This is a genomic window from Echinicola soli, assembly GCF_006575665.1.
GTDB classification, from domain to species: Bacteria; Bacteroidota; Bacteroidia; order Cytophagales; family Cyclobacteriaceae; genus Echinicola; species Echinicola soli.
In genome coordinates this window covers 753,189-767,478 of the sequence record NZ_CP041253.1, presented here as the reverse complement: position 1 = coordinate 767,478, position 14,290 = coordinate 753,189, and the positions used below count along the sequence as shown (strand labels likewise).

Below are 14,290 nucleotides of genomic sequence, written 5' to 3'. Positions count from 1 at the left end.
CTAATATAAAACTTTTAAAATAATTAGTTGCTAAAATATCTGCTTAACCAACTTTCGCTGGCAGGAATCAACCATTTGCTATTGAGGTCTTCTTTTCGCTGGATCATCGGGTTAAAAACCTTGGTGGTCTCAGTGAGCTGCCCCTCTTGAATGAATGCTTTTATTTTGGCTAGGTTGCTAATGGTGATTTCATCCTGATTTACGAAAGAAATCTTCCCTTGGTCCAGTAAGTTTACCTGTAAAACTTCGTCGAGCTCCCGCAGTGTTCTGACAGAACTGTCAATAGAACATCCACTCGCACCAAGTTTGGATTCGTCTACCGAAAGGATGATAAATTGGTCGTACTTGATGTCAAATGAAGTAGGCATGAGATTGCCGTGGGTATTCCACTGATTACAGAATGCCGTCATTCTGGAAGTAATCAGTTCTTTTTCTTCCTGCGTAAATGGGCGGCTGGCTTGGTATATCCATACCCTTGCGGAATCGGGCATGGTTTCGAATGGCACATACATAATCGCTTGTAATCTTTTAATTCAATAATTAAATATAAACCCAAAGCACTTTGGATACAAAGTGTCTTTTTATATAGAACGTTAAAAAGGGCAGGAATGATTCTGTTAATTCCGATTTTTTAACTTTACGCTAGATGCCAAATGGTATGTACTTCACTTTAATCCAACCCTAGGTCTTTTGCGATAAGTTCGGCCAGGTCAACTACCTTCACTTCGTTCTCTTTTTCTTTGTTCTTCACGCCATCGGCCATCATGGTCAGGCAGAAAGGACAACCTACTGCGATGGCAGATGCTCCGGTCCCGAGTGCTTCTTCCGTACGTTCGACATTGATGTCTTTTTTGCCAGGCTCCGGTTCTTTGAACATCTGTGCGCCACCGGCGCCACAGCAAAGCCCTTTGGTGCGGCATCGCTTCATCTCTACCAATTCTACATCCAGTGCCTTGATAATTTCCCTTGGGGCCTCGTAGACGTTGTTTGCCCTGCCGAGGAAGCAGGAATCGTGGAAGGTGATTTTTTTGCCTTTGAATTCCCCGCCGCCCTTCATGACGATTTTGCCCTCATTGATGAGCGATTGGAGAAACTGGCTGTGGTGGATGACCTCGTACGCTCCGCCAAGGGCAGGATATTCGTTTTTGATGGTGTTAAAGCAGTGCGGACAGGCGGTTACTACTTTCTTGATATTATAGCCGTTCATTACCTGAATATTGGCCACTGCTTGCATTTGGAAGAGGAACTCGTTGCCCGCTCTTCTGGCAGGGTCACCTGTACAGGTCTCTTCGGGCCCCAGGACGGCAAAGCTTACGCCGACTTTGTTGAGGATTTTTACGAAAGCCTGTGTGACGGCTTTGTAGCGATCATCAAATGAGCCTGCACAGCCTACCCAAAAGAGGATTTCCGGTGATTCGCCGGAGGCTGCCATTTCGGCCATGGTAGGCACTTTGTAATTTGACATATTGTTCGGTTCGTTCTTTTTACTTGATTTCTTCATCCTTTACTGACTCCGCCCAGTTGAAGCGGTCGGTAGGAGCAAATTTCCATGGCGAGAAGCTGGTTTCCATGTTTTGGAACATGGCGTTCCATTGGGCTGGAGAGCCGCTTTCTTCCATGGCCACGTAGCGCCGCATTTGCAGAATGATAGATAATGGGTCGATGTTTACCGGACAAGCCTCCACGCAGGCATTGCAGCTGGTACATGCGTTGATCTCTTCCGCAGTGGTATAGTCACCCAAGAGGCTTTTGCCATCTTCCAGGCCTTTACCTCCAGCGTCTACGCTTTTCCCGACTTCTTCGGCCCTATCCCTGACATCCATCATGATTTTACGAGGCGAGAGCTTTTTGCCTGTGATATTGGCAGGACATTCGGCAGTACACCGGCCACACTCCGTGCAGGAGTAGGCGTTCATGATGTTGATCCAACTGAGGTCGTTAACATCTTTGGCACCAAAACGGCCAATTTCTGCAGGTGATTCCTGGGCTCCTTCGGTGGGGATGCCCAACATCATGTTGACTTCGTTGGTGACCTCTGGCATATTGGTCATTTCACCTTTGGGCTGGAGCTTGGAATACCAAGTGTTAGGAAATGCCAAGAAAATATGCAGGTGCTTGGAATAGGTTACGTAAATAGCAAAGCCCAATATTCCCACAATGTGGAACCACCAGGCTGCCCTTTCGGTGAAAACCAGAAAGGAGGTGCTGAACCCTTCCAGAAGCGGTGTTAGCAAGCTGCTGAAAAAGAGGGTGCCCAATTGGGTGTAATGCTCCACTCCTCTTGATGCCAGGATCTGATCGGCCGCATTCATTTTGAGAATGACCATCATTAAACAGATCTCAATGATTAGGATCAGATTGGCATCCATGGCCGGCCACCCTTTGAGCTCTTTCATGGTCAGGCGGGGCACTTTCGTGATATTCCTTCTGATCAAAAAGACCACACATGCTACCAACACACCAACTGCCAAGAACTCAAATGCATTCATGGCAAAAGTATAAAAGCCTCCTAGAAAAGGGGCAAAAATGCGGTGCTGGCCTGTGAATCCGTCTATGATAAACTCGGCTACTTCCAAGTTGATGATGATGAATCCTGCGTAGACTAGAAAGTGCAGGAATGCTGGCAACCATCGCTTAAACATCTTCTGCTGGCCGAAAGCGACCAATAGCATTGTCTTCCATCTTTCTCCAGGCTGATCATTTCTTTCTTCCTTTTTGCCCAACATGATGTTTCTCTTCAGAAAGGAAATCCTTCTGTAAAGCACATATCCTGCAGCGACAAAAATCACGAGAAAAATTACCTGAGGTAAAATACTCATAGTGAATAAATTAAAGTTGTTTCTTTAAATTTGTTGTAATTTTTTTATTCTATAGGTTTGCATCAAAAGAACATTTACCTACCTTTGCATCACTTTACAACGGTGATGTAGCTCAGTTGGTAGAGCATCGGACTGAAAATCCGTGAGTCGGTGGTTCGAGCCCACTCATCACCACAAGCCTTGAAGAAATTCAAGGCTTTTTTTATGCCCTTTGCTGAAGATAACTTCCCGTATGTTTTTATGTTTGTTTTCATGAGTCTATTGCCAGGTTTTTAATCTATGGTACAAATTAACCAAATTAGTACGCATGCATACCATTTGTAATGATAATTTAAAATTAATCTATTTTGTTTGAATGCAGCCTATTTTAGGGTGTGGAATTTGGAAATGCTCTTATCCATTAGAGAGGTTTCCCATTGGAGGACATCGTCTGCAAATTATAGCGACAGCCACAAAGGCCCTAAGACGCTAAGCCTCTTTTGGGGGCAAGCGGAAAAGTTGAGGGCATGAATCCCTTTATTTTAATTTTTGTTTTTCTGCCACAAAGATCCGAAGGTACAAGGTAGATTGATAGGGATTTGTCTTGCAATCGGTACCTTTTATTGGCAAATAACTTGGGGTCTTGGTGACTTGGTTTTTCTGCCACAAAGATTCTAAGACCCAAAGCTGTTTCTTTTCCGTGAAATTTGGGCCCCTCCTACAAAACACTTCGTGTCTTGGCGACTTCGTGGCACTAACAGCAGAGGCCACAAAGGCACAAAGACACGAAGGTACCTACCTGTTGTTCCGCAGCACAGCTGTCAAAACAACAGGTATGCATTTTGTGCCTTGGGACTCTTTGTAGCAAAAAGTCATTATTTTGTCTGGCATTTGGTGATTATTAGGGGCCAAGCAATATTTCTAAGGGATGAGAGACTTCTAGGTAGTTACTATGGTAAGCATATTTCTCTTTAATTTAGCAATAGGAATGCGTGCTCCAGTATAAAAAAATCAGCGCAAATCTTATTAATCTGCCATCTGCGTGCTATCGGAACCAACCCTAATCCCCCAACTTTTTTACTTGACCCATTATTAGACTGAACGTTTTTAGATTATTTTTAAAATATTTTCCAATTACCTGTAACATTTACTGTCCGGGATCATCACCTACTTAAATGAAGACATTTTTTGAAGCATATATCTGGTCCTTGCGAAGCAAACTATACCGCATGGCTTATCTCTGGCTAAAGAACCGGGATGAAGCCGAAGATGCGGTGCAAGAAGCGCTGGAAAAGGCCTGGTACCAGCGTGAAATGCTTCAAAAGATGGACAATCCCACAGGATGGATGGTGCGAGTGGTGAAAAATCAAAGTTTGCAGAAACTGCGGGACAAGCAGAGGTGGGTGGTGATCGAATCCGAAGAATCTTTACCGGAAATTGCGGTCGATGAAGTGGATGAGGTCTCTCCGGCTGTGAGGATGGTCTTTAGGTTTCTGAAGGAACTTCCCGAAAAGCAGCAGGAAGTTTTCCAGCTAAGGGAGGTAGAAGGGCTGACATATGAAGAGATTGCCGAATATATGGAAATTTCCATGGAGCAAGTAAAAGTAAACATGTTCAGGGCCCGAAAAAAGCTGCAATCGTTTTTAACAAATCAACGGAAATGATGGAAGAGGAAATCAAGGCATTGCTGGCAAGGTATTATGATGGTGAAACGTCCTTGGAAGAGGAAGGTCGCCTCAAGGAGCTGTTGAGACAATCAACAGCGTTTGAGGATGAGCGGATGTTTGTGTTGGGATTGGAAGAAATGGTCCTAAATGCGCCTTCCCACAAGGCTGTGCCAAGAGCAGGAAAAGGTTTGGGCGCTTGGCAAAAGGTAGCAGCGATCGCCGTTGTTTTTCTGGCGCTGGGATGGCTTTTCTTTGAGCAGCAAAAGAGGATGCAGGAGGAGGAAGCCTATCGTCAGGTCGTGGAGGCGCTGGCCCTGATCCAGAAAAATATGGAAAAGGGGAGGGCTTCGATGAAGCCATTGGAAGATATCAGGTACCTCGGAGCTACAAATGAATTATTTAATATCAAGGAAATCAAAGAGGAGGAGAAATGAAAAAATGGATAAGCATAATCGTGTTGGTAATGATGGCATCTGCAGCACAGGCGCAGGATGATGCCATTGTGAAGTTCTTCTCCAAGTACATGGAGAACGATGAATTTAGCAGGGTTTATATAAGTCCAAAGATGATGCAGATGGCCGGTGGTTTTCTGAAATCAGCTGCCGATGAAGGTAATGACAAGGATGCCCAGGAGATGGGGCAGCTGATAAGTAAAGTCAGGGGAATCCGGATCTTGAGCGGAGAAAAAGTAGATGGTAAACGATTGTACCAAGAGGCCATGGGTACACTGACACAAAACAAGTACGAAGACCTCATGGATGTGCAGGACAAGGAGAGTAGCCTGAAGTTTATGGTGCGGGAGGAAAATGGCAAGGTGGTGGAGCTGTTGATGATCTCCGGCTCAAAGAGTGAGTTTACGCTACTGAGTATGCTGGGGAATTTTACTTACCAGGACCTTAATATGCTGGCAGAAAATACCGATTTGCCAGGAATGAATGAATATAATTCAGGAAAGAAAAAAGATAAATAGTCGATTACCTAACATTAAAATAAGATAACTATGAAAAAGATAGGCTTGTTTGTTGCCCTGATGGGTATGTGTATTGTAGCGCAAGCTCAGAGTAAAAGTGTAGGTGAACTATACGAAAAGTATGAGGGGAATGAAGATTTTTTTCATTTGGACATGGCGGGAAGTTTTTTTGATTTTGCCGATGGACTTGATTTTGACTTTGGGGAAGATGGGATGGCTACCATTGCCAAGTCAGTGGACAGAATGAAGTTTTTTAAGCTTCCTGTGGGAAAGAATATAGCGAAGTCAGATTTCAAGGATCTCCAAAAAGGGCTTCGAAAGGAAAAGTATGACCTCATGATGGAAGTCGCCGAAAAGGACAGTCAGGTGATCATCTATAGCAAAGGGAACGACATTTTGAGTGACTTGGTGCTGATGATTGCCGGTGATGACGATGACGATTTTATGGTCATTGAGTTGGAAGGTGAATTTGAAAGCCAGGCCTTGGCACAGACGATACCTTAAAGACACTTTCCTGTTGATTTGATAAACGACCTTGCTGGCAATACCTTCCCAGCAAGGTCATTGTTTATTCAATTTGTCCCATTAGATTGTTCAAACTTTCAGCCAAGGTAGGGTGTGCAATGGGCAATGTGGCAATCGTGTCATAGGTGACGCCTCCTACCATGGCCATTTGTAGCGTAGCCAGGATTTCACCACCGTCTAGGCTGAGGATGGTGGCTCCAAGGATTTTTTTGGATTCGGGATCTACCAGGACTTTAAAAAAGCCACGTGTTTCATCTACTTCCAATGCCCTGCCGGCATGTTTCATCAGGAATTTTCCTGTTTTGTATTGGATGCCTTTGGTCTTGGCTTCTTGTTCGTTTAAGCCTATTCTGCCCAGCTGTGGATCGATAAATACACAGTAAGGCACAAGTCTCTTATTTTTCGAAACCCCATTTCCTTTATAAGCATGCTGAAACGCAATATGTGCATCATGATAAGCGATATGGGTAAATGGAGCACTTCCGGCTACATCGCCTAAAGCGTATATGTGATTTTCGTCTGTTTTGAGAAAATCATCCGTATGGAGGAATCCTTTGTCGCTCGTTTTTACTTTGGTGTTTTCCAGGCCTAGGCGAGCAGAGGAAGGTACTCTTCCGGTGGCTACCAGCAGGTGTGAGCCTTTAAGGGATATATCTCCTTCTGGAGTCTTGGAGGTAATGCTAAAGCCGTCCTGATAGGTGACTTTCTTTACTTCTGAATTAAAGATGGTGTCAATGCCTTCATCGGAAAAGATCTGCGAAATTTCTTTGCATACATCTTCGTCTTCCTTACTGACCAGCCTTCCGGCCCGGTCAATAATGGTAACCTTGCTGCCAAACCTGCGAAACATCTGGGCAAACTCCAGTCCGATGTAGCCTCCTCCCATTATCAAGAGGTGTTCTGGTGTTTCTTCCAGTTCCATGATCGTGGTGCTGGTGAGATATGGGGTGTTGTCCAAGCCGTCAATTTCCGGGATTCGAGGTTCGGAACCCGTATTGATAAAGATTTTTTCACCTTTTATCGTTTTAGTAGTTCCTGCTGAGGTGGTGATTTCGATGGTATGACGGTCTTTAAAGGTGGCCGTTCCCATCAGGATGTCGATGTTTTTATTTTTTCGGAGGCTTTTTTCAGCTCCGCCCCGAAAGAGCGTCACGATATGATCTTTCCGCTTTTTGACGGTTTCCTGATCAATGTGGTAGCTGGGCAGGATGACGCCATAGTCCGCTGCCCGGGAGACGAGGTGGGCTAGGCGTGCTGAGCTGACCATGGTTTTGGTAGGTGAGCATCCGTCATTGATGCAAGTACCGCCAATGGCCCTTTTCTCAACCAGGGCAACAGAAAGGCCTAAATTGCTGATTTTTTTTGCTAAGGGCATGCCTGATTGGCCTGCGCCTACGATGACAGCGTCGTAGTTTTTCATCTTTGTTATCTCGTTATCTTTACGCCTTTCCAAAATGCGACGTACCCCTTGATTTGGATTGCAGCTTCTTTTGGTTGATAATAGTGCCAGGCGGCGTCTTTGTTCGTCTCACCATTTACACAGATATCAAAGTAGCTTGCCTCTCCTTTCCAAGGACAGGACGAGGTGGTCTCTGATGGGGTGAAAAAAGGTTTTTTTATGGATGCCGGTGGGAAATAATGGTTGTTTTCGATCATAATGGTGGTGTCCGAGTCGGCTATTACTTGGTCGTTCCAGATGGCTCTCATAAGTATAAAAGTTAGTGTTCCTTAATTTAACAAAAACTTTCCTAAAAAAAGAAAGCTGCCTCCTTAATGAAGACAGCTTCGTTCTTACAATGTTCCCATGCTGAAAAGTTTTCAGCTAAGTTCAAAGTAGTGGTTCCTATTAAAGTCCACCTAGAAGGCTAGACAATAGACCAAGAACAACATCAAGTAAGTTTGTGATAAGATCCATGGTTTTTTATGGTTAAAAGATTCTTGCCTACTCTAAAAAAAATGGTTTTCGGCTTCCCCATCTACAAATATGAACATCGCTAAATGTTCTGATGTGAAGGTAATAAGTAATGTTATGATATCTAAAGGGTCTTAAAGTATAATTTATTGTTTAAAAAGTTATAAATCTTGTTTCGGTAATGTTTAATTGCTATTCAATGAATGGAAAGTGCTTTTTAAAGATCAAAAGTAATGTTGATGCCTCCGGAGAGGAAAAATTGATGTAATGGAATGGCAGTAAAATGTGATGTAAATTTTCTGATCCCTTACTTTTATCAGGGCAAAAAAAAACTGTACAAAAGAAGGGAGTCCTTTCTTTGATACAGTTTCCAGTTGCTAAAGCATATGAATTTCCTTATTTTTTCATAAACTTCAGGTTTATGACTTCTTTTTCTGTCAGGAATCTCCATTTTCCCCTAGAAAGGTCTTTTTTGGTCAGACCGGCATAAGTCACCCTGTCAAGGGCAATAACTTCGTATCCCAAGTGTGCGAAAATCCTTCTCACAATCCTGTTTTTGCCGACATGAATCTCCAGTCCCAAAATGGTCCTGTCTTTGGAGAGTATTTGGATATCATCCACATTGACAAGTCCATCTTCCAGTGTAATGCCTTCTACAATTTCCTCGATATGTGCTTTGGTAATGGGGTTGTCAAGTGTGACTTGGTAGATTTTCCTGATTTTTTCAGCTGGGTGAGAGAGCTTGGCAGCCAGTTCGCCATCATTGGTGAACAGCAAAAGGCCAGTAGTGTTTCGGTCAAGCCTTCCCACAGGAAAAATCCTTTCCTCACATGCAGCCGAGACCAAGTGCATGACCGTTTTGCGGTTCATGGGGTCGTCGGTGGTGGTGATGAAATCTTTAGGTTTGTTCAGCAATACGTAAACTGGCTTTTCCGGATTGATCAGTTTGCCTTTATAAACCACTTTGTCCGTCAGGAGTACTCTATGGCCAAGTTCTGTGATCACTTCTCCGTTTACCTTGATCTCTCCCTTTTCGATCAGCTTGTCAGCATCTCTTCTGGAGCATATGCCGGCGTTGGCGATGTATTTGTTAAGCCTGATTTCTCTGCTGTCTGACTTGGTAAGCTGTGGCTTGACCTTTTTAAGGTTGTATTCAGGTTTTTCTTCCTGATCGAACCGGTTGCCTTTAATGAAGCGGTTTTGATTGAATTTTCCACCCTTTAAACGAGGGTTATGTTCGCTTATCTTTTCACTTCCAAAGACGGGTTTTTGGTCTTTGCCACGGCCTTTGTAAACGGTCTTATATTGCGTTTCGTCTTCTTTGTCGTTTTTTGGAGTACTTGGCGTATCTTTTCGGTATTTTTGTAGAGGAGAGAAATCTGAATTGGACCTTTTTCCTCTGTCATCGTCAGAATTTCTAAATTTGTTTTCTGTTCTTCTAGGCTTGCCTTGAGAACGGAAATCGGAAGATTTATTAGTGCGGGAAGATGACCCTCCTGAGTTTCTCTTTCCGTCCCTGTTGTTCCTGTTATGCTTTTTCATAGTATTGCAGCATCTCTGCTGTATAAGTGTTTCTAAATCCTTTAATATGAGCGAATTGTGCTCCATTCTAAATGGGCTGCAAAGATAAGGACTTATTGATGGATTATTGATGAAGTAACGAAATATTTCATCTGTTTATGATTTATTTCCATTGGCCAGATGGAATCTCGCATATTATAGTTATCCGTCTGTGTGTCACTTGTGCCATGCTCGGTTTCTTACTCCTGTTCCTTTCCGATCTGGTTTTCCTCTTGGCTGAAGTCTTTTGGCTGGGGGAGGTCTTTGATACTGTTGATGCCAAAATACTCCATAAACTTGTCACTGGTGCCATATAAGAGCGGCCTTCCGATGCTGTCGGATTTTCCTTTGATGGTCACGAGCTCTTTTTCGAGGAGTTTTTGAACGGAATAGTCACAGTTTACGCCACGGATTTGCTCCATTTCGGATTTGGTGACGGGCTGTTTGTAGGCAATGATAGAGAGCGTTTCCATCTGGGCTGTGGACAGTCTTTTGGTGGATTGCTGCTTGAGGAGGATCGAAATGCTGGTTTGATAGGCGGGTTTGGTCAGAAATTGATAGCCATTACCCAAGTGTTCCAAAGCAAAGGAAAAATCATCCTGCAGGTATTTTTCCTGCAACTCTCCAATAGCTTCCTCTACATGGTCCTTGGGTACATCCGATTCAAACATCTCCGAAAGGCATCTACGGATATCTTCCAAGCCCAACGGAGATGGTGAACAGAATATCAATGCTTCAATATGCCTGTGTAGAAATTCCACTGATTTTATTGGCGCTGATTAGGTTATTTTTTGGAAAGTTTAGCTTCGATAGAATGCATGGTGTGCGGCACGGCTTTAAGCCTTTCTTTAGCGATAAGTTTCCCTGTGTCCACACAGACGCCATATGTTCCGTTTTTTATTCGGATCAATGCTTTTTCCAGGTTAATAATGAATTTTTGCTGGCGGGCAGCAAGCTGACTGAGGCTTTCCCTTTCTAGTGTATCAGCACCATCTTCCAATAATTTGGATGTGGAGGCCGTAAAGTCGGTTCCACTGTCATTCTTCTTGCTAAGCGTTTCTTTTAACGAGTTTAGCTCTTCCCTTGCCACAGCAAGTTTGTTGTTGATCAATTCCTCAAACTCTTTCAGTTCTTCTCTGGAATATGATGTTTTCTCTTCTTGACTCATAGTTCTCAGGCGTTAAGTGATGATAGCTAAATAATCTTTTTGGATTTCAAAAAGTCCCCTAAAATAAGGTGCACTTTTTAGAATCAAAAATTCACTGGCATATTTCACACTAGCTCAGATTCATCATGTGGATATACTGCTATCTTTATTATCTTAATACGGTTAATAGTATCAAAATGGTTTAATAAAATTCTATGAAGAGATTAAAAGTTCAAGGTTTATTCGTAATTATTCTTTTGCTGTGGTCTGCATGTTCCGAAAAAAAGACCGACGGGCATAAAAAACCCATAGCATCAGCAACCGGGGAGCAGCCTATAGCGTTGGTGATCCATGGAGGGGCGGGGACGATCAGAAGGGAAAATATGTCCCCAGAACGGGAGAAAGCCTATCGCGAGAAGTTGAGTGAAGCCCTTAATGCGGGATATGCCGAGCTGGAGTCAGGCAAGCCCGCGCTACAGGCGGTGATGACAGCCATCAAGGTAATGGAAGACTCTCCGCTTTTCAATGCCGGGAAGGGGGCGGTCTTTACACATGATGGAAAAAATGAAATGGATGCCGCCATCATGGATGGAAAGACGCGCAATGCAGGAGCGGTGGCTGGTATTACTACGGTCAAAAATCCCATTACGGCCGCTTATGAGGTTATGGTGAGCAGTCCACATGTTTTTATGGTGGGTAAAGGGGCCGAGCAATTTGCCGCTGAGCAGCATTTGGATATTGTAGATCCTGAATATTTCAGGGACGAGCGCAGATACAAGCAATTGATGCGAATCATCGATGCTGAAAAGACGCAACTGGATCATTCTTCCCTTAGGGAGATGGAACTCGAAGATCCCTACTTCAATGACAGAAAGTACGGCACGGTGGGAGCCGTGGCAGTGGATGAAGATGGCAATGTGGCCGCTGCCACCTCTACTGGAGGTATGACCAATAAACGCTATGGGAGAGTAGGTGACGTGCCGGTAATCGGAGCCGGTACCTATGCCGATAACGCTACTTGTGCAGTTTCGGCTACTGGGCATGGAGAGTTTTTCATTAGGAATGTGGTGGCCCATGAAATAGCATCCATTATGCGCTACACAGGAAAAACGATCTCTGATGCTGCCGACGAAGTAGTGATGAAGCAGTTGGTAGAAATGGAAGGTAGCGGCGGAGTGATCGCTGTGGACAAAAATGGGAACATCGCCATGCCCTTTAATTCTGCAGGGATGTACAGAGGCTATATCAAGGAAAAAGGAAAGCCTCATACCTTCATCTATGATGATGAGAACGAGGGGCTTTAGGCAAGCTTGGCATCTTGGCGAATAGTTAGCCGGGATGCCAGAGAAGTCGCTTTTAACCTGAGTTTCGACGGTGCCGAGAAACGGGAACGTCATAATCATGACGTTGCGACGACCAGAGGAAGGAAGCAATCTCGGCTTCGAAACATGGGACTGCCACCTTCCCGATATCGGGGGCATACGTTCACTAAACGGCATTGATTTTGGGTTTAACAAAAACCGACTGTTTGGTAATGCCTGTTGCTGATAAGTCCTCTTTCACCTCAACTTACTTCCCACTACAATTGTTTTTTTTATCTGCTTCACATGGCCATTAGGGTGGACAAGGCCGGCCAATAGAATATAGTAACCAGGCCTGACTCTACGGCCTTTTTCGTTGGTGCCGTTCCAGGTGTAAAACCCCTTGGTACCCCACAATTCATTTTGGCAAATCGTCATCACTAGCCGGCCGTCTGTTCCAAAGATCCTGAGTGTTCCCAGGTACCCAGCGTCTGCCAGTTCGTATGAAATGGTAGTAAATGGCTGTTCTCCAGCTGCTTCAGGAATAAAAACCTTTGGCTGGATACTGATAGCGGCACCGGTGTGCTCCAGTGAGAACCGTTGGGAATTTTTATACCCTGGCGTGGCATAACCAGCGGCAGCAGCGGCAGAGTGCCAGTTCTCCGGGTTGTTGCCATATTCCTCAGGAGAAAAACGCTCCAATGAAATGCCCTTTGGGTTTTGAATGAGCGGATGGTGCATCTTTTCGGTGTAGTCCAGTCGCTCAATCCATTTTTCATCGGGGCTCAGTAAGACGACGGCTCCTCCTTTGATCGGGTAGCTGGGCAAAGAACTCAGTTCTATCCATTTTTCTTTCTTCCCATTTGGATATTGTAGACTTAATTCTGCAATGTCCTTTGTGACCACCAGGTAGTCAAAGGGAGCAATGATTTTGGCAACATCAGAAATGGTTTTTCTGCTATCAATGGTGCCATCATCAATATTGGCCAGTTTCCAGCCATTTAGATCAATGTATTTGCTGCTGTGGTTGTAGATTTCTACGAATTTGGGTGTACCGCTGCGAGGATTGGAGAGCAGTTCATTGAGGATTATTTCTCCTCCTGATGCCAAAGAAGGAAGCTGGAAGGTAGCCGAATTGGCTGCAGGATCTACACTATTTCCAGCACAGTCGTACAGGTCGCTCACGGTGACTTTATATGCAGTTTTTTCTTCTAATGGCCTGTCAAGGGTGAGTGATACGGCATTGATAGCACCTTCGGCAAAGTTGTTCTGGATAATATTCAGCCCGTTACTGAGTGTCCATTTCGCAGATAAGGCAGACGAAGAAAGCGTTTTGTCAAAGGTCACTAAAATGCTGATGCTATCTTGGACGGTAGCACTGATCACCTGAGGCCCCATCATGTCAGGTGTAATGTCAAAAACTGAGTTTTCCTTTCCCGGTGTGCCTTTTTTGGGGGCTGCAGAAGCCTGAAGTAGCAACGATTGATCACAGGTAAGGAAAGGATTGACCACTTCCAGGCTAAACCCGTCCGAGGCTTTGCTGCTACTGCCGTAGCTTTTGTTGCTGTAGACTAAGCTATCGATGATCACCTTATTGTCATCACATAGATAGACTTCCCCTTGACTGTTGGTATAGCCTGGCCAGCTGGATAAGGGAAGTACTTTTCCGAATGGCTCAAAATCCTGAGCGTCATCTTTGTCCACCAGGACTAGATATTCCTCTGGTGCCATCGAGTACGCGGGCAGCTTCACGTCCTTTTTGGCGTCTTTCAGGTAGAAGCCACCCAGGTCAATGACCTGGTCCGAGGGATTGAAGATTTCCACATATTCTGCGTAAGGCAACGGGTTGTTCTTTTTAGGGGCCGCCATGACTTCATTGATAACTATGGCTTTGAAGTCCACCGCATCACTTTTCTTGGCTGTTTGTAACAGGAGTCTTTCGTTTTGATACACCATCCTTCCGTATAGAGGGCTGGAGGGGGATGCTTGGGGATCCAAACGACCGTTTATGTGGTTATATGGTGATTTGACTTTGGTGTTATTTGGAAAGGGGAATAGTTTTTGGCTCTTTATAGAGTGGTTATAGTATATTTTAGGGTTTTCTACTTCGTTAATGAATGATTTTCCGTAACTTGCGGCACCAAAAATAAATGTGGACTTTAACGTGATGTCCTCTTGTGTTTTCGGAACTGTAGAAACGTTAACATTTGTTAGTGGGGACAAGGCCGAAAGTATGGCAAAGAAGCACAACCCTAGTAAATAGCAATATGAGGTGTTCATAACGTTTGAGGTTTTCGACTACGCACAGTAAAAGCGTCACAATAAATGGTCTCTGTGGGTAGTGATTAAAAATTAAATGTGCTGAGGTAGTGTTTTTGGCAGAAAGTATGCAAAAACTAAATGTGGCCTG

The 14,290-nt window shown here is 44.3% G+C and carries 15 protein-coding genes and 1 tRNA gene; 7 read left to right on the top strand and 9 right to left on the bottom strand.

Annotated features, from left to right (window positions below; translation table 11 throughout):
- Positions 1–23: 23 nt before the first annotated feature.
- From FKX85_RS03280 to FKX85_RS03270, 3 genes are all read right to left on the bottom strand, one after another.
- On the bottom strand, positions 24–491 hold the full coding sequence (locus tag FKX85_RS03280; protein WP_317130666.1) for a hypothetical protein: 468 nt from the start codon (positions 489–491) through the stop codon (positions 24–26).
- Positions 492–670: 179 nt separating this feature from the next.
- Positions 671–1,465 (bottom strand): (Fe-S)-binding protein, encoded by a 795-nt coding sequence (locus tag FKX85_RS03275; RefSeq protein WP_141613370.1) that lies wholly within the window; start codon positions 1,463–1,465, stop codon positions 671–673.
- A gap of 19 nt (positions 1,466–1,484) precedes the next feature.
- Complete coding sequence (locus tag FKX85_RS03270; protein WP_141613369.1) at positions 1,485–2,819, bottom strand: 4Fe-4S dicluster domain-containing protein; 1,335 nt, start codon at positions 2,817–2,819, stop codon at positions 1,485–1,487.
- Between the two features lie 101 nt (positions 2,820–2,920).
- Here FKX85_RS03270 and FKX85_RS03265 point away from each other — a divergent pair.
- The 5 genes from FKX85_RS03265 (at position 2,921) to FKX85_RS03245 (ending at position 5,939) form a co-directional block, all read left to right on the top strand.
- Positions 2,921–2,993 (top strand) — tRNA-Phe (locus FKX85_RS03265).
- Between the two features lie 980 nt (positions 2,994–3,973).
- Positions 3,974–4,462, top strand: a complete 489-nt coding sequence (locus FKX85_RS03260; RefSeq protein WP_141613368.1) for an RNA polymerase sigma factor — start codon at positions 3,974–3,976, stop codon at positions 4,460–4,462.
- Positions 4,459–4,899: a hypothetical protein gene (locus FKX85_RS03255; RefSeq protein WP_141613367.1), complete on the top strand. Its 441-nt coding sequence runs from the start codon at positions 4,459–4,461 to the stop codon at positions 4,897–4,899. Before FKX85_RS03260 ends, FKX85_RS03255 begins: the two co-directional genes overlap by 4 nt.
- Positions 4,896–5,435 (top strand): DUF4252 domain-containing protein, encoded by a 540-nt coding sequence (locus FKX85_RS03250; RefSeq protein ID WP_141613366.1) that lies wholly within the window; start codon positions 4,896–4,898, stop codon positions 5,433–5,435. Before FKX85_RS03255 ends, FKX85_RS03250 begins: the two co-directional genes overlap by 4 nt.
- Positions 5,436–5,465: 30 nt before the next feature.
- Complete coding sequence (locus FKX85_RS03245) at positions 5,466–5,939, top strand: DUF4252 domain-containing protein (protein WP_141613365.1); 474 nt, start codon at positions 5,466–5,468, stop codon at positions 5,937–5,939.
- A 64-nt stretch (positions 5,940–6,003) separates the two neighbouring features.
- Here FKX85_RS03245 and FKX85_RS03240 read toward each other — a convergent pair whose 3' ends face one another.
- The 5 genes from FKX85_RS03240 to FKX85_RS03220 all read right to left on the bottom strand — a co-directional run bounded on the left by FKX85_RS03240 (position 6,004) and on the right by FKX85_RS03220 (position 10,600).
- A complete protein-coding gene (locus FKX85_RS03240; RefSeq protein ID WP_141613364.1) occupies positions 6,004–7,380 on the bottom strand; it encodes a mercuric reductase in 1,377 nt (458 codons plus the stop codon).
- A 5-nt stretch (positions 7,381–7,385) separates the two neighbouring features.
- Positions 7,386–7,667 carry a DUF427 domain-containing protein gene (locus FKX85_RS03235; protein WP_141613363.1) on the bottom strand — a complete coding sequence of 94 codons (282 nt, stop codon included), beginning with the start codon at positions 7,665–7,667 and terminating at the stop codon, positions 7,386–7,388.
- A 601-nt stretch (positions 7,668–8,268) separates the two neighbouring features.
- Positions 8,269–9,414 (bottom strand): pseudouridine synthase, encoded by a 1,146-nt coding sequence (locus FKX85_RS03230; RefSeq protein ID WP_141613362.1) that lies wholly within the window; start codon positions 9,412–9,414, stop codon positions 8,269–8,271.
- Positions 9,415–9,632: 218 nt separating this feature from the next.
- Positions 9,633–10,193: an SMC-Scp complex subunit ScpB gene (gene scpB / locus FKX85_RS03225; RefSeq protein WP_141613361.1), complete on the bottom strand. Its 561-nt coding sequence runs from the start codon at positions 10,191–10,193 to the stop codon at positions 9,633–9,635.
- Positions 10,194–10,216: 23 nt separating this feature from the next.
- A complete protein-coding gene (locus FKX85_RS03220; RefSeq protein ID WP_015264560.1) occupies positions 10,217–10,600 on the bottom strand; it encodes a TraR/DksA family transcriptional regulator in 384 nt (127 codons plus the stop codon).
- 194 nt (positions 10,601–10,794) lie between these two features.
- Here FKX85_RS03220 and FKX85_RS03215 point away from each other — a divergent pair, with 194 nt between their 5' ends.
- Together FKX85_RS03215 and FKX85_RS21380 are read left to right on the top strand one after the other, a co-directional pair.
- A complete protein-coding gene (locus tag FKX85_RS03215; protein ID WP_141613360.1) occupies positions 10,795–11,883 on the top strand; it encodes an isoaspartyl peptidase/L-asparaginase family protein in 1,089 nt (362 codons plus the stop codon).
- Positions 11,884–11,980: 97 nt separating this feature from the next.
- Positions 11,981–12,127 (top strand): hypothetical protein, encoded by a 147-nt coding sequence (locus FKX85_RS21380; RefSeq protein ID WP_168196207.1) that lies wholly within the window; start codon positions 11,981–11,983, stop codon positions 12,125–12,127.
- 11 nt (positions 12,128–12,138) lie between these two features.
- On the opposite strand, the gene FKX85_RS03210 is transcribed toward FKX85_RS21380, so the two are convergent.
- Positions 12,139–14,160 carry a lamin tail domain-containing protein gene (locus FKX85_RS03210; RefSeq protein ID WP_141613359.1) on the bottom strand — a complete coding sequence of 674 codons (2,022 nt, stop codon included), beginning with the start codon at positions 14,158–14,160 and terminating at the stop codon, positions 12,139–12,141.
- Positions 14,161–14,290 lie beyond the last annotated feature (130 nt).